We start from the raw sequence: 22,205 nt of genomic DNA on the forward strand, positions 1-22,205 counted from the left end.
TTGTAGTTTCCCCATAGTATGGCTTACGATATTTTTGTAAAGTAGGTACTGATTCGTAACTATGAGAAAGACGATTCAAGAAAGCCCCTGTCCGATGGATGCTCTTTTGCGGCTGTTGATGGGCCCATGGACGACGTACATCCTTTGGGTACTCCGTAATCAGGGGCCATTGCGTTTTGGTGCCTTGCAACGAGCGGTCGGCAAGATTTCTGCGCGCATGCTCACCGAGCGTCTGCGTTTGCTTGAGGAAGCGGACGTGGTCTACCGCGATTATCGTCCCACGGTTCCGCCCGAGGTGAGCTATGGCCTGACCGAGCGCGGGCGCGAGTTGGGTAGCGTTCTGGATGGGCTCGATGCTCTGGCGAAGAAGTGGGCGGGAGAGGGTTTCCCCGGCACTTCCAGCTAGTGGGCAAAGCGTAAATTTTGGCTGAGGGATCGATATTCCTCTTGCGGGGGGTGCAGGGAGCCGATACCCTGCTTGCTGATTTTTTGAGGGCAATGGCAATGGCAGCATTGATTTTTGACACGGAAACGACTGGGCGAAACGAGCCACAATTGATCGAAGCCGCCTGGTTGCGCGTGAATGACCTGCGCTCTCTCGAGGTAGAAGAGCAGTTTGTGCAGCGGTACCGCCCCGAGAAGAAGATCGAGCTGGGCGCGATTGCCGTGCACCACATTCTGGATGAAGATCTCGCTGATTGCCCCCCGGCAAATACGTTTCATCTCCCCAGCGAGACGGAATATCTGGTTGGGCATAGTATTGATTTTGATTGGGAAGTTATTGGTCGGCCGGAGGTCAAGCGGATCTGTACCTACGCCATGAGCCGCAGGCTATGGCCAGAGGTTGACAGCTTTTCCCAATCGGCCCTGCTATATCATTTCAGCAAGGATCGAAAAAAAACGCGGGAAAACCTCAAAAATGCCCACTCCGCGCTGGCGGACGTCAAATTTTGTCGGGTGATTCTGAATCGCGTCGTACTGGCCGTGCGGCCGGCCAGTTGGGAGGCTCTATGGGAGTTCAGCGAGCGTGCACGAATTCCTGAAACGATGCCTTTCGGTAAGCACAAAGGGATAAAAATCTGTGACCTGCCGGACGATTATCGGCGCTGGGCGCTGAACAATCTCACCGATATGGATCCCTATCTGCGCAAAGCCTTAGAGGGGAGCGTCTAGCTACCGATTTTTCTGCACTGGAGAGCTGAGCATGATACCGGAGACTGCGCTGCTGCTTCTCTTTGTGGCAGCGTCCCTGCTGGCGGTCATCGCCAATCGCTTGCGGCTCCCCTATACCGTTGCGCTGGTTCTGGGCGGGCTGCTGCTCGGTAGCCTACACCTCTTCCAGACCCCGGTCCTCACCCACAATCTGGTCTTCAACATATTCCTCCCCGGGCTGATCTTCGAATCGGCCTATCACCTTTCCGCAAGTACCCTGTGGCGCGACCGGATAGCGATTTTCGGGCTGGCGGTGCCCGGCGTTTTTCTCTCCATGATCGTTACCGCCTACGTCTTCTTGGCGCTTTACCCCTATCTGCCGCATTTGGCCGGTATTACCCTGACCCTAGGGGTAGCGCTGGTCTTCGGCGCGACGGTGGCGGCGACGGACCCGATATCGGTGGTGTCCATCTTTCGCCAGTTGGGTGCGCCATCCCGCCTGACCTTTCTAATTGAGAGCGAAAGCCTGCTCAATGATGGAACGGCGATTGTGTTCTTTACCCTTTTTCTGGGCATCGCAATGGGGAAGGCGATTTCGCTTCCAGCCCTCGGACTGGAGTTTGTCAGCATGGTGGGGGGCGGGGCCCTGCTTGGGCTGATCATTGGCTGGCTCAGTTCGGAGGTGATCAAGCGCGTCAATGATGGGATGGTGGAAATTACCATCACCATATTGGCCGCCTACAGCAGCTTTTTGCTGGCGACACAGCTGAACTTTTCTGGGGTGATCGCCACTGTTGTCGCTGGCCTGCTCTGCGGCAACTATGCCGCTCGACGAGGAATGAGTGCCTCCGTGCGAATGGCCGTGAATACCTTTTGGGAATATCTCGGCTTTGTCCTGAACTCGCTGATTTTCCTTTTGGTGGGCTTGACCATTCACCTGCAGGATCTGATCCGCATCTGGGTCCTGATTCTCGCGGCCTATTTGGCGGTGACCGTTGCCCGCGCCGTGGTCGTCTACGGAATGGGTCTGCTCCTGCGCACGACCCGCGCGCGCATTCCTCTGAATTGGAATTTCATCCTGTTGTGGGGTGGTATACGCGGCGCGCTGTCGATGGTTTTGGCGCTCAGTCTACCGATGGATTTCCCAGCCCGAGATTTGCTCATCAATCTGGTCTTTGGCGTGGTACTGCTGACCATTCTGGTGCAAGGTCTGAGTATTGCCCCTCTTGGTCGTCTTTTTGGTGTCTTGGCAGGGAAGAATGATGACGGAAATTTCGAGAGGAATCGTCTCCGTCTTGCCCTGGCTGAGCATGATCTCAGGGAGTTACAGTCTCTCGAGAGCAGAGCTCTGCGCGATCCTCAGGTGCTGCAGCTCTTGCAGAAGCAGATCACGGAAGAACGCGATCGAGCACAGGAACACCTGGCGGCGGGGAATCTCGATCAGGACTGGATACGCCAGAGTGATTATCTGCGCCTGGTTCGGCGCTTGCTTGTGCAGCGCAAGCAAAGGATTCTAGATGCCCGCCAGGAAGGCCTACTGGATGAGAGCGGGGCAGAAGAGTTGCTGGCGGACCTGGATACCCAGCTCCTGGAACTGGAGTCGGCACCGGCCCAGGTATTTCAGCGGGCTAACGAGCTTCACTCCGGACCAGGAACCGATCAACGCAATGCCGATGTCTAAGGCAGAGCGTGGGACTGATGCAGGAAACGTCTAAATCATTGCCGACTACCGCGCTATGCTAGTTCGCCCACTCCTTTGCGCCGGGCTCGAAGAAAGGGACCTTGAGAATGTGAAAGAAGCGTCGATAGTTGCGTAATTCTCGATCGAGAATGAGGACTTGGTCCATGACCTCGTCCGGGTGCGCACGATCTGAGAAATCTCCTTGGCTGGCCGGGGGTTCACCCCCGGCTCATGAATTTACCGCGTCTTATCGAGCATCGGCTTACTGGCAAACGTTGGCTTGGCAAAGCCTCCACCAGCATGTTCTTCTTCATGAACTTCCTCTTCGTGATGCGCGAAAAGCGTATCGGACGGCGGAATGGAATCCACGCCCTTAGCAATCACACGGCTGAAGAAGTACCACGCGCCTGACCATACGATCAGTTCGAAGAGGATGTAGCCGACGAACCAGAAGATCTCCATGCCAATGGACATATGACTCACACCTTGATAGGTGCGCATCAGGTTGAAGACCACCCAGGGCTGGCGGCCAATCTCGCGCGTCCACCAACCGCACCAGATAGCGAGGTAGGGCAGAAAGCCGGAAAAGACTACGGCACGCAGGAACCACGGATGTTTGCGCAAGGATTCCGCATTGAGCTTGCCACGCAGACGCAGCCAGTTGCCCCAGAGTGCCACGAAGAACAAGAAGAAACCGATCGCTACCATGACTCGGAAACTATAGAAGGGCACCCAAACATCAGGGCGATCTTTAGCAGGGAAACTGTCCAACCCTGTGACCTTACCGTTCAGAGTGTGGGTTTCCAGCAAACTCAGGACGTGTGGGATCGTGATGGCAAATGAGTTGCCGTCATTCTTGGCGTTGGGGAAGGCGATGAGATGCCAGCCCGTATTCACCTTACCGTCAGATAGGTAGGTGTGGTAATGCCCTTCCATGGCCGCCAGAGAGGTCGGCTGGGTCATTGCCACATCGCGCCCCACGCTGTCCCCAATGAAGATTTGAGCGGGCGCGACAATCAGCAGCGCCAACAAGGTCGGCTTCAACAGCTTGGTGAAGAGATCGGCATTCCGATTCTTGAGGATAAACCAAGCACTCACGCTGGCGAAGACGAACAGGGCAAGTTCAACACAGGCTACCCACATGTGCGGAAAGCCCCAGATAAAATTGTCGTTCAGAATGGCATTCCACCAATTGGTTACCTGAAAGAGACCATTCTTCAGCACCACCCCGTCTGGGGTCTGCATCCAGGAGTTCGCAACCAGGATCCACATGGCCGAAAGCGTGGAAGAGAGACCAACATTGAAGGTGGCAAAAAGATGCATCCCTTTACTGATCTTGCCCCAGCCGAAAATCATCAGCCCAATGAACCCGGCCTCATACATGAAGGCGGTGATGGTCTCGAAGCCCAGGATATTGCCGAAGAACGGCCCAACGGCCTGGGAGAAGGGTCCGTAAAGGATCCCGAAGGCCATCTCCATGGTCACGCCAGTAGCTACGCCAGCGCCGAAATTGATGATGAGGATTTTCTCAAAAAAGCGTTCCAGCTTGTACCAGCGCTCGTCGCCTGTGCGCAGCCACGCGACCTCGAGGAAAAATAGCAACCACGACATGCCAATGGTCATTGGAGTCCAAAGGATGTGCATGGAAGTAATCCAAGCGAAGTCGATACGGCTGAGGAGCACAGGTAGGGTATTCTCTAAAACCATGACTCACTCCTTATCAGATCTGGTCTATGTGTACAGTCCACAACAATGTACGCTGTTATATAAGCAAGTGCTGTACCACGAGAAAAGCATGGCTATTAACCAGGCCCATAAATATCCGACTTATCTATGGTAGAATAGCGAGTATGGAACGGATAGATGTGCGCAAGTTGACGGTAGAGGGGCGGAATCTGCTTCGGCAGATGGTGCTGCGGCTACGCCAGCAGTCTGGTATGCGGGTGGAAGACCTGGCCAAGGTCTCTGGCGCCCATCCCTCGACCATTCGCGGGTGGTTGGCGCAAGCCAAACGAGAGGGGGGCAAAAGCCTTGATGAACGGCCGCGAGGGCGTCCTGTAGGGGCCTGTCGCAGATTGACGTTGGCTGCGGAAGCCTGGGTTCGGGATCAGATCGTGCAACGGGATCCGCGGCAGTTGCAAATGCCTTTTGCCCTCTGGACCCGGCCGGCCATCCGGCAATTGATCCGGGATCGCTTTGGGATAGATCTGCAGGTGCGCCTGGTAGGCAAGTACCTCAAGCGCTGGGGTTTTACGCCCCAGCGTCCGGTCAAGCGAGCGATGGAGCAGAACCCAGAAGCAGTGCGCCAATGGCTGGAAGTGGATTATCCCCAAGTCCGAGCGCGCGCCCTGCGCGAGGGTGCAGTGCTGTACTGGGGCGACGAAACGGCCGTCAAAGAGGACGCCCATTGGGTGCGTGGATATGCGCCCCAAGGCCAGACGCCGCTCCTCGAACATCCAGCACGATGGACCAGTCTGTCCATGATATCGGCGATCTCACCGCGCGGAGAACTTGCCTTTGAGATGGTGGAGGGCAGCATCAACACCGAGCGTTTCATCGCCTTCCTGGAAAAGCTGATCCGCCATGCCGAACAGAAGATCTTCCTGATCGTCGACAACTTACGGGTGCATCACGCCAAGGTGGTAACGGCCTGGCTGGCCGATAAGAAGGACCGCATTGAGCTCGTGTTTCTGCCGCCTTATGCGCCAGAGTCCAACCCGGATGAATACCTCAACCGGGATTTCAAAACGGCCCTACGCAACGGGCCTATGAGCACAGACAAAACCACCCTCTTGGCAAAGGCCATGGCCTTCATGAATGGTCTCTGTCTCCTGCCGGAGAAGGTCTCTCGCTATTTCCATCACCCTGCCGCTCGTTACGCTATGTTGGATATTTAAGGGCCTGGTTAATAACTTGTTGGTACCTGCCCTCGATCGCTTTGCGAGTGGGGTATATCCACCAAAGCGGCGGTGCATATCAACAATCTGAGTTTATTGATAAAAATATATTGTTGTAGACAGTTTCCTGCTGTTGGGGGCGTATTTTCTGCTTGCGTGCGGCGGTCTCTCATGCCATTTTCTCGGCAGTTCAGCGAGGTGGATCGGTGCCGATATTCCTGCGAAAAAGACGGTTTTGGGTGGAGCTGGTGGTCTGGGTACTATTGCTCGGTGCCGTCTATGCCTTTACCCAGTGGCGTGGTGCCGGCACTGCGGTGCCCCGGCAAATGCCGCCTCTGACCGTTCAAACCCTTGCTGGACATCGCCTGGAGCTGCCGGCCGTGCCGGATAAGATCCTGCTCCTCAATTTCTGGGCGCCCGACTGTCCGCCCTGCCTAGCGGAAACGCCTCTGCTCGTTCAACTGGAACACTGGTTTGGGGGTAAGGATTTTGGCATCGTTGGCATCGCTGTGGATGGCAGCACGGCAGGCGCAGTGCATGCGCGGATGCAGGAGCTGGGGATTGACTATCCCGTCTATCTGGCCGCGGGGCAGGGGGCAAGTCAGGCCGTGGGTGGGATACTGCTCACACCCACCAGCTTGCTGATCAACGAAAAGGGGCAAGTCGTGGGACATTTCGTTGGCGCCATCGCCTTACCGATGATCCTTTGGAAACTCTTCTGGATGTGGGTATAGGAGAGGATGGCCATGCAGCGTGCGAGCCTCTTTCGTCAGACGGCTGGAACCTTGGCTTTAGGAATCATTGCATTACAGGTTTTTTCCCTGTTGACGATCATTTTGACGGTGCTCTACCCACTTGGGCAAAGGTCGGCAGAGGATCTGGCAGGGCTGCTCATCATGACGGCGCAGACCTACGCGCAGCTGCCGAAGGACCAACGTCCGGCCTTTTTGCAGCGCGTGGCGCGAGACAATGGCATCCATCTCGGGCCTCCCCCGCGCGATTTTGACCTGAGCAGCAATCGCAGCCATCTATATGGGAAGATATTGGCGGTGGAGTTGCGCCGCCGCCTGGATCGTACGGTGCCGGTATTCACCGCCCATGACCCCAAGGGCACGCTCTGGGTTGCGATCCCGGTGGAGGGGCAGGCGGTATGGATGCATTTCGCCCGCCGCCGCCTGACCGGAACCTTGCCTCTGGGCCTGATTTTCATTCTTGGTGTATCCACGCTGGCGTTGTTGGTATTGACCATCATCCTGGTGCGACGGGTTTTGCGACCCCTGGCGGTCTTGGCCGATGCGCTGCGGCGCAAGTGGAATGCCCCATTGCCAACCCTGCCCGCCAGTGGCGCCAAGGAGTTTTACGATCTGCTCGATGCCTTTGAGCGGATGCGCACACGCCTGCAGGCAATGATTGATCATCAGTCTCTGCTCTTGGTAGGCATTTCTCACGATCTCCGTTCGCCCCTGGCGCGAATCCAGATGGCCCTGGAGCTTTTGCCCGAAGATACCCCCCAGGAACTACGCGAGGGGATGGCGGAAGACACTCAGCGGATGACAGATCTCCTGGCACAATCCCTGGCGATTGGACGTGGCAGTTCGGCGCGCATAGCCGATCTCGATCTGGTTGCATTGCTGCGGGTCGTCGGCGATGCGTATACCCGCGCGGGCGGCGACTGGCACGCGCAACTCCCGCGTCGCTATCCCTTTCGGGGGGATTATGAGGCATTGCGCCGTCTCTTCGATAATCTACTGGATAATGTGCGTCGCTACGCAGGTGAGCGGGTCGATGTTCGCCTGTACAAACGAGATGGCCGTGGAATCTTGCAGTTTTGTGATGCGGGTCCTGGCATCCCGGAAGACCGCCTGGAGGCCCTTCTCGAGCCATTCAGCCGTGGTGACAGTGCGCGTGGGCACAGTGAAGGGAGTGGGCTAGGACTAGCTATTGCTCGGCAGATTGCAGAGGCGCAGGGCTTGCAGTTGCGCCTGTATAACCGTGGGGACCCTTCCGGGCTCTGCGCGGAACTCTCTTGGGAGTTGCGTGCAGAGCCCCGCTCGCGATGACTTGATGCTCAGGCCAGTAATTGGCGGCTCTCGGCGAGCAGCGCCAGGGTGCGCCGATCCGCCAAGCGATAATAGACCTTGGTGGCGGCCTTGCGCATTTGTACCAACCCTTGCGCGCGCAACAGGGCCAAGTGCTGAGCCGCATTGCTGTGGCTGGTGTGTACGCCACGCGCAAGGTGCTGCAGGTTCATTTCCCCGCGGCTCAGCAGGCAGAGCATGTGGTAGCGCAAAGGGTGGGCAAGGGCGCGTAAGGCATCTGCCAAACGGCACATTTCCGTTTCGTTAAGAAGTCTTTCGGTCATGATGGTAGCCTCAATGGGGAATACGCAATAGCTCAAATGCAAAATCCATGCCCAAAATAAGGTATGCGTTATCCCATTGATTTTTCATTTTTGTTTGTTGCCGGGGGCGCTCCCTCTGTCGACCCACGGCTACAGTTTTGTCGCGTACCATGACCTTGCCAAGGGTCCGGAGTGCTGTGCACGTCGTGTTGCAGCGACAGCTACAGCTGGTTGCGCCAATATTGGTCCTCCTTGTCCATGATCCGAGTCGCCTCTTCCGGCCCCCAGCTTCCTGCTGGGTAGGTGATGATGTAATCGAGCTCCCGCGCCCAGGTTTTGATGACGGGGTCGACGGCGCGCCACGCCCATTCCACTTCGTCGAAGCGGATGAACAGCGCCTTATCGCCCTCCAACACATCCAGCAAAAGCGCCTCATAGGCGTCGAGCTCCTTTTCGCCGTCGCGGCGATAGCTCGCATTGAGCTGGGTGGGGCGAATGCGCATTTCCAGGCCCGGCTCCTTCACATGCAGTTCGATCTTGAGACTCTCTGGCTCCAGGGAGAGCAGGATCCAGTTGGGTTCGATGCGATCAATGGGGGTTTCCCGAAAGAGCTGCTGCGGGGTATGCCGAAAGCGAATCGCGACGCTGGAGGTCTTGCAGGGCATCCGCTTACCTGTGCGCAGATAGAAGGGCACACCGCGCCAGCGCCAGTTATCCACATAAAACTTCGCAGCAACGAAGGTTTCGGTGATGGAACTCGGCGCCACTCCTGGCTCGTCGGCATAGCCCGGTACATGCTGATGGTCTACTACGCCTGGACCATATTGGGCACGAATGGCGTGGGCATGGATCGCCGTTTTGGGAATCGGCCGGATAGAGCGTAATACCTTCACCTTTTCGTCGCGCAAGGCATCCGCCTCCAATGAGGGCGGGGGCTCCATGGCAACGAGGGTGAGAATCTGCATCAAGTGATTTTGCACCATGTCCCGCAGCGCACCGGCTTGATCATAATAGCCTGCCCGGTTTTCTACCCCAAGTTCTTCGGCTACGGTAATCTGCACGTGATCGATAAAATTACGATTCCAGACGGCCTCGATGGGGAGATTGGCAAAGCGAAACACCATCAGATTCTGTACGATTTCTTTGCCAAGATAATGGTCGATGCGATAGATCTGTTCTTCGCGAAAGTGACGGTGTAACTGCTCATTCAGCTGAATAGCACTTTCCAGATCGTGGCCAAAGGGCTTTTCGATGACGATACGATAGTCGCCATCGCGATGAAAGCCTGCTGCTGAAAGATTCTGGACGACGGGGAAAAAATCCTGCGGGCGGATAGCCAGATAGAAGATGCTGCGCTCCGGTTGTTGAGCGCCATCGCGGGTGAGGGTTTTGGCTAGATTGGCGTAGAGCTCTTGCTCGTGTAATTCGCCGCGCAGATAGTGAAATCGGTCCGCGAACTTATCGAAATCTTCTGCATGAAAATCACCAGCAAAAGATTCCAGTTGCTCGCGCAGAAATTCTCGCCATCCTTGGTCGTCCCATGGGCGCCGACCGACGGCATGAATTTGGAGTTCCTCTGGTAATAAACCGGCACACTGCAGATGATAGAGGGAGGGCAGAAGCTTGCGCGAGGCGAGATCTCCTGTTGCGCCGAAGATGACAAACTGACAGATGCAATCGTCGCTCATTTTTCTTCCTTTACCACGGCATGGCCGCCGAATTGATTCCGCATCATGGCCAATAGCTTGGCAGCATAGTCGTCCTTTCCTTGGCTGGCCCAGCGCATTTGCAGTGCCAGGGTGATGACCGGTGCTGGTATCTTTTGTGCCAGTGCCGCCTGGGCAGTCCATAACCCCTCACCCGAATCAGCCACAACCGGCGCAATGTCCTCTAGTTTCTGATCCTTGCTCAGGGTATCGGCGGTCAGGTCCAGCAGCCAGGAGCGGACGACGCTTCCATAGCGCCACATTTCCGCTACCGCAGCGAGATCAAGGCCGAATTCGCTCTTTCCCTGCAGTATGGCAAAACCCTCCGCCAAGGCCTGCATCATGCCGTATTCAATACCGTTGTGGACCATCTTCACAAAATGTCCGCTGCCTACCGGTCCGCAATGGAGCCAGCCCTTGTCTGCCCCGGGCGCCAAGATCTTCAGAAAGGGCTCGACCTTGGCGACCGCCTCCGGGCTGCCGCCCACCATCAGGGCGTACCCCTCCTGCAGGCCCCATACGCCGCCGGAAACCCCTGCGTCGACGTAGTGTATCCCTTGTTCTTCGAGCTCCTGCGCTTGCGCCATGGAGTCGCCGAAGAAGGCGTTGGCACCATTCACCAAAACATCCCCTTTGCTGAGTAGGGGCAACAACTCGGCAATATGTTCCGCAGTGGCATTTCCTGCCGGCAACATCAGCCAGAGCACGCGCGGTGCAGGCAATTGCTGCACCAGCTCCGCGAGCGTCGCTGCGGCCTGCATCCCAGTTTCTTGCGCAAGTTCCCGCGCCTTCTCCGCATGCCGGTTGTAGGCCACCACTTCTGCGCCATCCCGCTGCAGACGTCGCGCCATATTTCCACCCATGCGTCCCAGACCTACCATTCCGATCTTTCCGACTGCCATGTTCTATCTCCTGACGATTGCCCAGATCACTGGTATCCTCTCAGTATAGTTGGGTACAGCCAGAAAGGACCTTGAAGAATGGAAAACTCCTTGGGCACGCCTCTTGCCGCGGGGGCGACGCGGATCCTCCTGCTGGGTGCAGGAGAGTTGGGTAAAGAATTTCTGATAGCCGCACAACGTCTTGGCATGGAAACGATTGCCGTCGATCGCTATGCCGATGCACCGGCCATGCAAGTGGCCCACCGCTGCCATGTACTCGATATGACCGACGCACAGGCGCTGTTGGCCTTGGTGGAACGCGAGCGGCCTGACTTTGTGGTCCCGGAAATCGAGGCCATTGCGACCCAGGCGCTGGCGCAGATCGAGGAACGTGGGGTCGCGACGGTCATCCCCAATGCGCGGGCGGTACGCTTGACCATGGACCGGGAGGGAATTCGCCGCCTGGCCGCCGAAGAGCTCGGCTTGCGCACTTCTCCCTATGCCTTTGCTGGCACCCTGGCAGAGTTGGAGGCGGCCAGCAAAACGATCGGCTTTCCTTGCGTGATCAAACCGGTGATGTCTTCCAGTGGTAAAGGGCAGTCCCTGCTGCGCCGCGCCGAGGATTTGCCGCGTGCCTGGGAGGAGGCGCAAAACGCCGGACGGGTGACGGGGCAGCGTGTGATTATCGAAGGCTTTGTCGATTTCGACTTCGAGATTACCCTGCTGACCGTGCGTGGCAGCGCGGGGACGGTATTCTGTGAACCGATCGGACATCGTCAGGAAGCGGGTGACTATGTGGAATCCTGGCAGCCGCAAGCAATGTCCAGTGCAGCTCTGCGCACGGCGCAAGAGATGGCGCACAAGGTAACCACCGCTCTGGGTGGTAGGGGAATCTTTGGGGTGGAATTTTTCGTGCGGGGATCCGAGGTATATTTCAGTGAACTGTCGCCCCGCCCCCACGACACCGGAATGGTGACGCTGATCAGTCAACGCCAAAATGAATTTGAGTTGCACTTGCGCGCCATTCTGGGCCTGCCCATTGATCCGGGATTTTTGCGTCCTTCGGCCTCTGCGGTATTGCGCGCCGGAGGGGTAGGCTGGGCGCCCACGTACCATCACCTGGCGAAGGCTTTGACGGTGCCCGAAAGCGATCTACGCCTTTTTGGCAAACCGCAGGCCACCAAATTACGCCGTCTTGGCGTCGCCCTGGCTAGTGCGGATACGGCAGAGGAAGCGCGGCAACGGGCGACAGAGGTCGCGGCGTCGATTCAGATTTTGTCTCGGTCTCCGGGCTGAGCGAGCCATGCGACATTTGAGCTCAGCATCGTAGCCTTATTTCATCGGTCAGGGCCGCCGCGTGCATGCGCAGATGCTCCTCCACAAAACTGCTGATGAAGTAGTAGCTGTGGTCGTAGCCCGCATGCTCACGATAGCGAAGTTTCTGCCCTGCCTGAGTGCAGGCGGCAGAAAAGATCTCGGGGCAGAGTTGCGCGGTCAGGAAGGGGTCATCCAGGCCCTGATCGATCCATATTTCACCGGGAAACTGCTGGCGGAGCACCAGTTGGCTGGCATCCCACGGGGCCCAGGTGTCCGTATCGCCCCCAAGGAAATTCGTGAACGCCTTTTTCCCCCAGGGGGACTGGCTCGGTGCCGAAACGGGAGCAAAGGCAGAGACCGAGCGGTAGCGGCTTGGTTCGCGTAGGGCGCAGATCAGTGCCCCATGCCCCCCCATGGAATGGCCCATGATACTGGCCCGGCTGGTATCGGCACCAAACTGTTCTGCCACTAGCTGGGGCAGTTCCTCGGTCACGTAATCGTACATCTGATAATGCTGCGCCCAAGGTGCTTGGGTACTGCGTAGATAGAAGCCGGCACCGATGCCAAAATCCCAGTCCGCATCGTCGTTGGGCAGGCGCGCCTCCCGTGGACTGGTATCCGGCGCCACGAGGATGATGCCCAATTCTGCCGCGAGGCGCTCTGCCCCCGCCTTGATCAGAAAGGTCTCTTCCGTACAAGTGAGGCCCGCCAAATAGTACAGCACTGGCAGGGATTGCCTTTTTGCCTGGTCTGGCAGATACACCGCAAAGCGCATGGGCGTCTGACAGACCCGGGACACATGCCGATAGCGCGCTACTGTTCCTGCAAAGCAGCGTTGCTCGGCCACACATTCTATTTCCACGGCGGCCCTCAAAAGGTGATCACGCTGCGGATGGATTTGCCTTCGTGCATCAAATCAAAGGCGTCATTGATCTTTTCCAAGGGCATGACGTGGGTGATCAGCTCGTCGATATGGATCTTGCCCTCCATGTACCAGTCGACAATCTTGGGCACGTCCGTCCGTCCGCGGGCACCGCCAAAGGCCGAACCGCGCCAGTTCCGGCCCGTGACCAGCTGAAAGGGGCGAGTGCTGATCTCTTCCCCTGCGCCAGCCACCCCAATGATCACCGAAGTGCCCCAACCCTTGTGGGCGCATTCCAGGGCTTGGCGCATCAGGGTGGTGTTGCCGACGCACTCAAAGGTGTAGTCGGCACCGCCTCCGGTCAGATCAACGAGATACGGCACCAGGTCGCCCTCCAACTCTCGAGGATTCACAAAGTGGGTCATCCCAAATTGCTCCGCCAAGGCGCGCTTATCCGGATTGACATCGACACCGACGATCATGTCCGCGCCCACCATGCGCGCCCCTTGGATCACATTCAGACCGATCCCCCCGAGCCCAAAGACCACCACCTTGCTACCCGCTTCGACCTTGGCGGTGAAGACCACCGCACCGATTCCCGTGGTGACCCCACAGCCGATGTAGCAGACTTTCTCAAAGGGGGCATCGGGACGGATCTTCGCTACCGCAATCTCGGGCAATACCGTGTAGTTGGCAAAGGTCGAGGTGCCCATGTAATGGTGCAGCATCTGGCCATTCAGGGAAAAACGACTGCTGCCATCGGGCATGAGTCCTTTGCCCTGGGTAGAGCGGATCGCTTGGCAGAGATTGGTTTTGGGGTTGAGACAGTATTCGCACTCCCGGCATTCAGGGGTGTAGAGGGGAATCACATGATCACCGGGCCGCAAAGAGCGGACCCCAGGACCAACCTCGACGACCACGCCCGCCCCCTCGTGCCCCAGGATGGCCGGAAACAGACCCTCGGGATCCGCGCCAGACAGGGTGTAGGCATCGGTGTGGCAGACCCCCGTCGCCTTGATTTCGACCAAGACCTCACCGGCCTTGGGGCCCTCCAACTGTACAGTCTCGATGACCAGGGGCTGATTGGGGGCCAGGGCTACTGCTGCACGTACGTCCATGAGGGCTCCAGGGCTGAAATGTGAGCTTCAAGATACCACTTGGTATGTAGGCCAATCAACGATGAACCTTACTACGTGGTTTCGGCGTGATTGCCTGCTCGCAGCGGAAGATATGATTCGCAGTTGGGGATATTCTGCATCAGACGCAGCCGATATCTGCTATGCTGACGACACTACTTTTTGGAGGTTTTTCTCATGGCAAAAGATTCGCAGAACACCCCTATGATCTACCGAAGACTGGGTCGCAGTGGGTTGCAAGTTAGCCTGTTCTCCATGGGCTCTTGGGTCACTTTTCATAATCAAGTCGATGTGAAAGGGGTCAGAGAGATGATGGAGATTGCATGGGAAGCGGGCGTAAATTTTTTCGATAACGCCGAGGTCTATGCCAACGGGGAGAGTGAGATACTTATGGGTCAGGCCCTAAAAAAGCTTGGCTGGAATCGTCTGCATTATGTCGTTTCAAGCAAGTTTTATTGGGGTTTGCAAAGTGCGGATCAACCACAGGCGAGAGTGAACTCGCGGAATACGCTCAACCGTAAATATTTGCTCCAAGCGGTCGATGGCAGCCTGCGAAGAATGCAGCTGGATCATCTGGATCTCATTTTTTGCCATCGCGCCGATAAGCAGACCCCAATCGAAGAAACAGTCTGGGCAATGCATAACATCATTGAGCAGGGGAAGGCTCTATACTGGGGCACCAGCGAGTGGGATGCAGATGAAATTCTTGCTGCTTGGGAAATTGCGGAGCGTCATCACTTGCATAAACCCGTCATGGAGCAGCCAGAATATCATCTGTTTCATCGTCATCGGGTAGAGAAGGAATATGCTCGGCTATACGACTACATGGGCTTGGGGCTGACTACTTGGAGTCCTCTCGCCTCGGGGCTGCTGACGGGTAAATATATTGACGGCGTACCCGAAGGTAGTCGGGCTGCCTTACAGTCCATGGCATTTCTACGCGGTGGACTACTGGATAGCGGTAAGAATCAGGCAGTAAAAGAATTACAGGAAATTGCTGTGTCGATGGAGTGTAGTGTGGCGCAGCTTGCCCTGGCTTGGGTGGCACACAATCCACACGTTAGCACAGTCATTTTGGGAGCGTCTCGAGCAGAACAGCTGCGGGAAAATTTGGCCGCACTCGATGTTTTGAATGTTCTGACGCCAGAGCGGGTCGAGCAAATTCAAGCAGTAACGGAGAAATATGCCCATTGATGTATGCGATCGGCCTGCGCTCCAGCCTCTCGCTCTTATTCTGAATCGCTCCCGGCCTATGGGGCTAGAGAATTCCTTAGGTTATTGGTGCCGTTGAGGGGAATCGAACCTCTGACCTAGTGATTACGAATCAGTCTATGGTTGATCATTCTTCAAAAGCTATCGGCTATCTTTTCTAGCTAATGGTGCAGGAGTACTGGTTCTCCTGACAATTGCAGAACATATAATGGCTCTGAAGAAAATTGGAGATGTTTCCGTTGGAGAGTATTGGGCAGCGTTTTGCTTCCTGTTATTTGGTGTTATTTCTTCTGTCCTAGCTGCCGCGTTTTCCTACTATACACAGTATGAAATATTCAGGCATGACCGAGGTGGTTGGTTCTTCTCCGTAGCCAAATGGTCTGCGATAATGAGTGTTATCATGTTTATTGCTGGATCAATATCGGGAGCCATATTCATAGGCCAGTTCATGTAGAAGCTGCTGCAGGAGTCTACATTGTTGTGACACCAATGTTGGAGGCCGTTATGACCCCGAAACATCACATCTATCATCTCCAGGTAGTGCTGGAAGGTATCGATCCCGGATCTGGGGTGGCATCTGGATCTGATGAGGTGCTTTTCGCTCCCCCGGAGGAGTAGAGGGATAGTATGCAACGTGAATTGCCTTTTCTACTTTCTGTCCATACAATAAATTATGCAGATTACTTTTGACCCGGCAAAAGATCAGCGTAACACCAACAAGCATGGGTTAAGCCTGAGTCTCGCTAGCCGGTTGGAATGGGATCTGCTTCTGGCCACAGTGGACGACCGAAAGGCATATGGAGAGCTTCGTATGATCGGCTATGCCCCTATCGGCACCCGGGTCTACTGCGTAGTGTTCACGGACCGGGGCGAGGAACGACGGATCATCAGCCTGCGCAAGGCGAACAGTCGAGAGGTGAAACAGTATGCAAGTCAAATCTAAATCGGGGCGGAGTTTTGATCTTCCCAGCCCAGAAGAGGACGAGGCCATCCAGCGGGGTATCGAAGCAGACCCGGACACCCAGGAACTGAGTCCTATGCAGTTCCGTCAGCTCAAGCTCAAAGGGCGCCCCCCAGCGGCGGTCACCAAGGAAAAAATCAGTATCCGCCTATCCCCCCACGTCGTGGAGCGTTTTCGGGCCTCTGGTCCGGGCTGGCAGGGGCGGATGGATGCCGCTTTGCAGGAATGGCTGGCTACCCACGGAGATCCCAAATAAAGCTCGTAGCCCCATCCACGAAACCGTCATAGCCTATAGGTTTCCCTTCATGGCCATCCATAACGAAATTGTCCACGAAGCCGAAATCTGCAGCGACTTGGCTTCCCAAGGCTGGCTCTACACACCACCTCAAGGCAGTACCATCAGCCCAGATGATCATCGCTATGACCGAGAGCGAGCCCTCTTCCCGCCGGATCTGCTGGACTGGATCCAAGAGACCAAACCCCAAAGCTGGGAGCGCCTGCTCCAGTGCGTCCAGCACGAAGTCCGTCGTCATGCTTCGACTCACTCGCCAGCCAACGATGCGCCGGGCGAACACGTTGATCACGAAGGCCACATACAACCAGCCCTGCCAGGTCGAAACATAGGTGAAATCCGAGACCCAGAGCTGGTTCGGCCGATCCGCCTTGAACTGGCGATTCACCCGATCCAGCGGGCACGGTTGTTTGGAGTCGGGTACCGTCGTGCGCACGCTTTTACCCCGCACCGCGCCACGCAATCCTAGGCGGTTCATCAGGCGCTCCACGGTGCAGCGCGCGACCTCAGTGCCTTCGCGCTTCATCTGCCGCCAGACCTTGTCCGCGCCGTAGACTTGAAGATTGGCCTGCCAGACGCGCTCGATCTTGGGTATCAATACTTCGTCGCGTTGCGCACGCGCACAACGCAGCGCGGGATTGCGCTGGCGTGTGGCATGAAGCCGGTAGCCCGACGGGGCGATCTTCAAGACACGGCAGATCGGCTCGACCCCAAAAGCATCGCGATACGTATCGACGAAGGTATTCATGACTTCAGACGGCGGTCGAGCTCCGCCTGGGCAAAAAACGTACTTGCCAGCTTCAGGATTTCATTGGCACGGCGCAATTCCTTGACCTCACGCTCCAGCGCCTTGATACGTTCACACTCTTCGCTGGTGACGCCGTCGCGCAATCCGGTATCGACTTCATGCCGTTTAACCCATTCATGCAAGGTATGAGGCGAACAGCCGATCTTAGGAGCAATAGACTCCACCGCCGCCCAGGGCGAGGAATACTCGCCGCGGTGTTCCTGCACCATGCGCACCGCGCGTTCGCGAACTTCAGGGGAATATTTGGGTGCTTTAGCTTTGTTCATCATGGCTCCATTCTCTTGGAAAAAGGAGCCTCCACGAAACCCGGGGCGGTTCAAAGAGATCCTCAAAGCCTTCCGTACCTACTACGAGACAGCGGAGCTCGAGAATGTCACGGACCCCAACCTGATCTTTGATCTACGAGTGAAGCTGGACACCCAGGACTGGTACACGGAAGACGATGTGAATGCCGTGGCCCGTCTGGTCCACGAGGGGGGCAAGCAGTCTGCCTTGGATAAGATCCTGGTGCCCATTGCCAGCAATATCCTGAGCAGGTATCGCGAGGCCAAGCGTCGCTTTCAAGAGGCCGAGGCCAGCAGTGCCAGCCAGGCAGCGGCCAAGGATGAGATGGAAAGCCTGCAGCTCTTCAAGAAAGACATGGGCAGCTACGTCCGTCTCTACGGCTTCCTGAGCCAGATTTTTCCCTATGGCAACACGGCCTTGGAGAAACGGGCCTTGCTCTACCGTCTACTGGAGCGTCTACTCACCTTTGATCGAGAGATAGAGAGCGTGGACCTCTCGGCTTTGGAGTTGACCCACCATACCCTGAAAAGCCTGCAGCCCCCCAAGATGAGTTTGGGCTATGGTGCTCCCCTCAAGCCGAGTGGCCCGGGAGAGGGCATGGTACGAGATCGTCACAAGGAAACCCTGGAAGCCATCCTACGGGCCATCAACGAGGTCTTTGCCGGGGAGATCGACCCCAAGGATCAACTGGTCTATGTGAATGACGTCATCAAGGGCAAGCTGCTGGACTGTGAGATCCTGGTGCAGCAGGCCATTGCCAACACCAAGGAACAATTTGCTGCCTCCCCCGACCTGGACCGGCTCCTCAAGGATGCCATTCTGGATGCTCTATCGAGCTTTACCGACATGAGCAAGCAGGCCTTGGAGTCTGCCCAGGTCTTTGAGGACCTCAAAAGCGTATTGCTGGGACCCGCGAGCCTGTATGAGGCACTGCGGGGCAGGGCGGAACAACAGACCGGTGGTGACGTAGAAGGATAATGATAAACACCAGAAAAGGCCGTTGACGATACTTCGCAACGGCCAGGTTCAGGAAAAATTATTTTCCGTTAGGGGTGTGGTGGCCCGCCATGGGGACCGCCAGGCCCTCCAGGGCCGCCATGATGAGGACCGTGGAAGCCTCCGGGGCCACCAGGATGAGGTCCATGGGGACCACCAGGCCCTCCAGGGCCACCGGGATGAGGGCCATGGAAGCCACCGGGGCCGCCATGATGAGGACCGTGGAAGCCACCAGGGCCCCCAGGGCCACCTGGATGAGGACCATGGAAACCACGAGGACCACCTGGACCACCAGGGTGAGGGCCATAGAAAGCTGCCCCTTGGTCTCGCGGACCTCGGTATTGCGGCCCTCTAAATCGCGCAGCCCACAGCCATCTCCCAGGTGCAGCTCGGATTTGGCCTGGTGGTGGCGGTGGGGGTGGTGCCATACCCAAAACTCGGTAATAAGCCCCTGGTGGCGGCGGTGGTGGTGCTCCAGGTGGAGGCGGCAATGGTGGCGGTGCACCATAGGGTGGAGGCGGAGGTGGAGCAGAGTAATATTCGTAGTAAATCTGTGGGTAGTATTGCCACATAACATACTGGGAATACAGGGTTGGTGTGTAGTAGGGCTCATAATAGGAGGGTGGGGCCAGATAGGTGTACTGGGGGACATTGGAGAAACCAATGTCATAGCCTGGCCCTCCCAGATTGAGGCTAAAGTCAAGCTGAGCGAGTGCTGGTGTTGCTACGCCAAAGGCGGACAGCGCTGCGGCTATGATCCACATCTTTTTGGTCAGACGTTTCATCTTGTCGACTCCTTGACCGTTATCGTGTGACAGGGGAGTTGCGCCCTGCAATAAAAAATAAGCAGCATCTGTGCCACCCAACCAAATCATGTAGTTCACTCTGCCGGGGCGGCCAGAGCTGTAGAGTTTTGGCTACACACAAACAGATACAGCTGACTTGTGATCTGCAATCTCCCGAAATCCCAGGATAACGCTAATGGAGTCAGGTCGTGGGAGAACGACATGGTGGGAGGGTGGTTGCTGGTGAGCCAGTATCTTGTCTTGCACACCGATAGACCGAGTTGGACGCCAAGCGTCTACTATATGTCTACTGGGTAGAAAAATGGCCTAGACGCAATTATCGAACATATTGTTTTTATTGGTGCCGTTGAGGGGAATCGAACCTCTGACCTACTGATTACGAATCAGTTGCTCTACCGACTGAGCTACAACGGCGGGGAATGAAGCAGCGCTGATAGTAGCGATTCGGCGCGGGGATTGTCAAAATCTCCGCTCACAGCGTACTTCGTGCGCGGCCTCGCCGCTCTCATCGCCTTCCTCTCCACAATCTGTCCGCTGCAGCAGGAATGCCTTGAGATATCGACTCTCCGGCACCGCTGGAACAACGGGATGATCCATGTCCTGATTGCCCTCGGCGACGATGACGCTGGGACTGCGCAGTGTCGCCTGACGGATTTCCTGCAGGAGCATTTCGCGTTGCATATGGAAAGAGCAGGAGGCAGAGAACAATAGGCCACCTGGCCGCAGCAGCCGCAGGGCGAGGTCGTTGAGGCGACGATACGCCTGAATGCCGTCCTTGAGATCTTTGCGGCTTTTGATCAGGGCAGGCGGATCCAGGACGATCAGGTCAAAGCTTTCCCCGCGATCGCGCAGTAGTCGCAGGCTTTCTAGGGCATCACTCTGTTGCGTCTGAATTTGTGTCAGTCCATTCAATACGGCATTGCGCTGCAACAGCTCGAGGGCACTCTTCGAAGAGTCTACCGCCAGTACCTCTGCCGCGCCCGCTTGGGCGAGGGGTAGGGCAAAGGCGCCACTGTAACTGAACAGATCCAGCACCCGCCTTCCAGCGGCAAAGCGTTGTAAAAGCTGGCGATTGGCCCGGTGGTCGTAAAACCACCCTGTCTTTTGGCCAGCGTAGGGATCGATCCAAAAACGGCAGCCATTTTCTTCGATCTGGATCTCGGCGGGCACATCGCCTGTTAGCAACTCCACGCGCTCCGCCAGGCCCTCTAGCTTGCGCGGTGTGCCCGTTGCCTTGAGGAGGATGCCAGTATGCGGGATTTCCGCCCGGATGGCGTCGACAATCAGGGGAAGGTCGCGCTCCATACCCTGACTACCGATCTGCACTACCAACGATTCCCCGTGGCGGTCGATGATCAAACCCGGCAGGCCGTCACCTTCGCCGTGCACGAGGCGATGAAATGGCGTATCCAGGAGGCGTTCGCGCAGTACGCGCGCGCCGGCAAGGCGGCGGCGATAAAAATGCCGGTCGATGCTTTCCGTTACGTCCCGAGACAGCAGGCGTCCACAGAGTAAGGAGTGGGGACTAACGTGCGCCAGGCCAATGGCATGCCCCTGATGATCCTCCACCCGCACGACAGTGCCGGGCTCCATATCAGCCAGAGGCGTCCGCGCGATATCGACCTCGTTGCTGTACAACCAGAGGTGTCCTGCACGCAGGCGGCGTTCTTCATTACGGCGTAGGCGTAGCGGGGGATAGTTGGAGGTCATGAAAGTTTCCGAATCGTTGTTGTCAGTGGGAATTTTACAGCCTCCCCGCCGCTTCGTATATTGGCGCGTCTTTATCGCCCCAGGAGAACGCCCATGAGCGCCCCGATTCGCCCCATTCACTGGCAAGATAACACTCTGTATTTATTGGATCAGCGGCGTTTACCGGCGGAGGAGAACACCCTCGCGCTGCGCGATTATCGTGCCGTAGGCCAGGCGATCACGGATATGGTGGTGCGCGGTGCGCCAGCTATTGGGATCACCGCCGCCTATGCCATGGTGCTGGCCCTGGATAGGGTCCTTGCCGAGGCGAATTGGCAGACTGCTCTCGTGGCAGCAGCGGAAGAATTGCGGGCGGCACGGCCGACGGCGGTGAATCTGGCCTGGGCCATTGATCGCCAGCTCGGCCTCGCACAGAGCAAGGCGAGTGCCGAGGACGCCCGCGCTGCCCTGCTTGCGGCGGCGGAAGCCCTCCTGCAGCAGGATATTGCCGACAATCAGCGGATGGGACGTTATGGTGTAGAGGCCCTGCCGGAACGCGGCGGTATCCTGACCCATTGCAACACGGGTAGTCTGGCTACTGGCGGGTACGGTACGGCACTCGGCGTGATCCGGGCCGGGATCGCCGCCGGTCGCGATTGGCAGATCTATGCGGATGAGACGCGACCTTGGTTGCAGGGTGCGCGTTTGACGGCCTGGGAGCTGCAGAAAGAGGGTATTCCTTTCTTCTTGAATGTGGATGCCGCTGCCGGGCATTTGATGGCAACGGGAAAGATCCACGCGGTGATCGTTGGTGCGGACCGTATCGCCGCCAATGGCGACACCGCCAACAAGATCGGTACGTATAGCCTTGCCGTGCTGGCGCACTATCATCACATCCCATTTTTTGTTGCCGCCCCTCTCAGCACCGTGGATTTCGCAATGCCCGACGGCAGCCAGATCGTCATTGAAGAGCGCGCCGCTGACGAAGTCAGGCGTTGCGCGGGGCAGGAGATGGCGCCGGCAGGGGTTGCCGTGCGCAATCCCGCCTTCGACGTCACACCTTCCAGCTTGATTGCCGGTATTATCACCGAGCGCGGGGTAGCGCGGGCACCTTTCCTGGACGCGCTGGCCAAGCTGAATGCATGAGCGAGTGCGCGGTAGCGCGAATGCTGGCATAATCCCG

The 22,205-nt window shown here is 57.2% G+C and carries 21 protein-coding genes, 1 tRNA gene, 1 pseudogene and 1 other annotated feature; of the genes and pseudogenes, 13 read left to right on the plus strand and 10 right to left on the minus strand.

The genetic code is table 11. From position 1 onward, the window contains the following. The first annotated feature begins 61 nt into the window (after positions 1–61). From M5D89_RS07170 to M5D89_RS07180, 3 genes are all read left to right on the plus strand, one after another. Positions 62–406, plus strand: a complete 345-nt coding sequence (locus tag M5D89_RS07170; RefSeq protein ID WP_248885149.1) for a winged helix-turn-helix transcriptional regulator — start codon at positions 62–64, stop codon at positions 404–406. A gap of 98 nt (positions 407–504) precedes the next feature. Beyond that, the gene (locus M5D89_RS07175) at positions 505–1,173 is read left to right on the plus strand and encodes a putative quorum-sensing-regulated virulence factor (protein ID WP_248885150.1); all 669 of its coding nucleotides are present in this window, start codon (positions 505–507) and stop codon (positions 1,171–1,173) included. Positions 1,174–1,204: 31 nt separating this feature from the next. Next, positions 1,205–2,833 (plus strand): cation:proton antiporter, encoded by a 1,629-nt coding sequence (locus tag M5D89_RS07180; protein ID WP_248885151.1) that lies wholly within the window; start codon positions 1,205–1,207, stop codon positions 2,831–2,833. Between the two features lie 237 nt (positions 2,834–3,070). Here M5D89_RS07180 and M5D89_RS07185 read toward each other — a convergent pair whose 3' ends face one another. Beyond that, positions 3,071–4,540, minus strand: a complete 1,470-nt coding sequence (locus M5D89_RS07185; RefSeq protein WP_248885152.1) for a cytochrome ubiquinol oxidase subunit I — start codon at positions 4,538–4,540, stop codon at positions 3,071–3,073. A gap of 143 nt (positions 4,541–4,683) precedes the next feature. Here M5D89_RS07185 and M5D89_RS07190 point away from each other — a divergent pair, with 143 nt between their 5' ends. From M5D89_RS07190 to M5D89_RS07200, 3 genes are all read left to right on the plus strand, one after another. Then, on the plus strand, positions 4,684–5,730 hold the full coding sequence (locus M5D89_RS07190; protein ID WP_248884388.1) for an IS630 family transposase: 1,047 nt from the start codon (positions 4,684–4,686) through the stop codon (positions 5,728–5,730). 206 nt (positions 5,731–5,936) lie between these two features. Then, the gene (locus tag M5D89_RS07195; protein WP_248885153.1) at positions 5,937–6,464 is read left to right on the plus strand and encodes a TlpA family protein disulfide reductase; all 528 of its coding nucleotides are present in this window, start codon (positions 5,937–5,939) and stop codon (positions 6,462–6,464) included. Positions 6,465–6,476: 12 nt separating this feature from the next. Further along, entirely contained in the window at positions 6,477–7,790 is a 1,314-nt protein-coding gene (locus M5D89_RS07200) for a sensor histidine kinase (protein WP_248885154.1), read from the plus strand. A gap of 8 nt (positions 7,791–7,798) precedes the next feature. Here the strand turns inward: M5D89_RS07200 and M5D89_RS07205 are convergent, their stop codons facing one another. From M5D89_RS07205 to gnd, 3 genes are all read right to left on the minus strand, one after another. Continuing rightward, positions 7,799–8,092 (minus strand): ArsR/SmtB family transcription factor, encoded by a 294-nt coding sequence (locus M5D89_RS07205; RefSeq protein WP_248885155.1) that lies wholly within the window; start codon positions 8,090–8,092, stop codon positions 7,799–7,801. Between the two features lie 200 nt (positions 8,093–8,292). Beyond that, positions 8,293–9,759: a glucose-6-phosphate dehydrogenase gene (gene zwf / locus M5D89_RS07210; protein ID WP_248885156.1), complete on the minus strand. Its 1,467-nt coding sequence runs from the start codon at positions 9,757–9,759 to the stop codon at positions 8,293–8,295. Continuing rightward, a complete protein-coding gene (gene gnd, locus M5D89_RS07215; RefSeq protein WP_248885157.1) occupies positions 9,756–10,679 on the minus strand; it encodes a phosphogluconate dehydrogenase (NAD(+)-dependent, decarboxylating) in 924 nt (307 codons plus the stop codon). The genes zwf and gnd overlap by 4 nt, the downstream gene beginning before the upstream one ends. Positions 10,680–10,757: 78 nt before the next feature. Between gnd and purT the strand changes: the two genes are divergently transcribed. After that, entirely contained in the window at positions 10,758–11,954 is a 1,197-nt protein-coding gene (gene purT, locus M5D89_RS07220; protein WP_248885158.1) for a formate-dependent phosphoribosylglycinamide formyltransferase, read from the plus strand. Between the two features lie 22 nt (positions 11,955–11,976). Here the strand turns inward: purT and fghA are convergent, their stop codons facing one another. Together fghA and M5D89_RS07230 are read right to left on the minus strand one after the other, a co-directional pair. Continuing rightward, entirely contained in the window at positions 11,977–12,837 is an 861-nt protein-coding gene (gene fghA / locus M5D89_RS07225) for an S-formylglutathione hydrolase (protein WP_248885159.1), read from the minus strand. Between the two features lie 8 nt (positions 12,838–12,845). Beyond that, positions 12,846–13,955, minus strand: a complete 1,110-nt coding sequence (locus tag M5D89_RS07230) for an S-(hydroxymethyl)glutathione dehydrogenase/class III alcohol dehydrogenase (protein ID WP_248885160.1) — start codon at positions 13,953–13,955, stop codon at positions 12,846–12,848. Positions 13,956–14,150: 195 nt separating this feature from the next. On the opposite strand from M5D89_RS07230, the gene M5D89_RS07235 reads away from it, so the two are divergent. The 3 genes from M5D89_RS07235 to M5D89_RS07245 all read left to right on the plus strand — a co-directional run bounded on the left by M5D89_RS07235 (position 14,151) and on the right by M5D89_RS07245 (position 16,402). Beyond that, positions 14,151–15,167: a potassium channel beta subunit family protein gene (locus tag M5D89_RS07235; protein WP_248885161.1), complete on the plus strand. Its 1,017-nt coding sequence runs from the start codon at positions 14,151–14,153 to the stop codon at positions 15,165–15,167. 691 nt (positions 15,168–15,858) lie between these two features. Continuing rightward, a complete protein-coding gene (locus M5D89_RS07240) occupies positions 15,859–16,128 on the plus strand; it encodes a BrnT family toxin (RefSeq protein WP_248885162.1) in 270 nt (89 codons plus the stop codon). After that, positions 16,112–16,402: a BrnA antitoxin family protein gene (locus M5D89_RS07245; RefSeq protein WP_248885163.1), complete on the plus strand. Its 291-nt coding sequence runs from the start codon at positions 16,112–16,114 to the stop codon at positions 16,400–16,402. The genes M5D89_RS07240 and M5D89_RS07245 overlap by 17 nt, the downstream gene beginning before the upstream one ends. A gap of 229 nt (positions 16,403–16,631) precedes the next feature. On the opposite strand, the pseudogene M5D89_RS07250 reads toward M5D89_RS07245, so the two are convergent. Next, positions 16,632–17,512: pseudogene (locus M5D89_RS07250) on the minus strand (IS3 family transposase); the annotation flags it as partial. Next, positions 17,112–17,228 (minus strand) — a sequence feature (AL1L pseudoknot). It overlaps the preceding pseudogene by 117 nt. Here M5D89_RS07250 and M5D89_RS07255 point away from each other — a divergent pair. Further along, positions 17,490–18,509 (plus strand): hypothetical protein, encoded by a 1,020-nt coding sequence (locus M5D89_RS07255; RefSeq protein WP_248885164.1) that lies wholly within the window; start codon positions 17,490–17,492, stop codon positions 18,507–18,509. The pseudogene M5D89_RS07250 and the gene M5D89_RS07255 sit on opposite strands and share 23 nt — an antisense overlap. Before the next feature lie 58 nt (positions 18,510–18,567). Here the strand turns inward: M5D89_RS07255 and M5D89_RS07260 are convergent, their stop codons facing one another. Further along, positions 18,568–18,834, minus strand: coding sequence for a hypothetical protein (locus tag M5D89_RS07260; RefSeq protein ID WP_248885165.1), 267 nt, complete (start codon positions 18,832–18,834; stop codon positions 18,568–18,570). A 75-nt stretch (positions 18,835–18,909) separates the two neighbouring features. Here M5D89_RS07260 and M5D89_RS07265 point away from each other — a divergent pair, with 75 nt between their 5' ends. Next, positions 18,910–19,101, plus strand: a complete 192-nt coding sequence (locus M5D89_RS07265) for a hypothetical protein (RefSeq protein WP_248885166.1) — start codon at positions 18,910–18,912, stop codon at positions 19,099–19,101. Between the two features lie 570 nt (positions 19,102–19,671). Here the strand turns inward: M5D89_RS07265 and M5D89_RS07270 are convergent. After that, positions 19,672–19,747: transfer RNA gene (locus tag M5D89_RS07270), tRNA-Thr, on the minus strand. Between the two features lie 45 nt (positions 19,748–19,792). Next, on the minus strand, positions 19,793–21,043 hold the full coding sequence (locus M5D89_RS07275; protein WP_248885167.1) for a class I SAM-dependent rRNA methyltransferase: 1,251 nt from the start codon (positions 21,041–21,043) through the stop codon (positions 19,793–19,795). A 93-nt stretch (positions 21,044–21,136) separates the two neighbouring features. Here M5D89_RS07275 and mtnA point away from each other — a divergent pair, with 93 nt between their 5' ends. After that, positions 21,137–22,168, plus strand: a complete 1,032-nt coding sequence (gene mtnA / locus M5D89_RS07280; protein ID WP_248885168.1) for an S-methyl-5-thioribose-1-phosphate isomerase — start codon at positions 21,137–21,139, stop codon at positions 22,166–22,168. The last annotated feature ends 37 nt before the right edge of the window (positions 22,169–22,205 follow it).

Source organism: Acidithiobacillus acidisediminis, from assembly GCF_023277115.1.
In the GTDB taxonomy this organism is placed as follows: Bacteria; Pseudomonadota; Gammaproteobacteria; order Acidithiobacillales; family Acidithiobacillaceae; genus Igneacidithiobacillus; species Igneacidithiobacillus acidisediminis.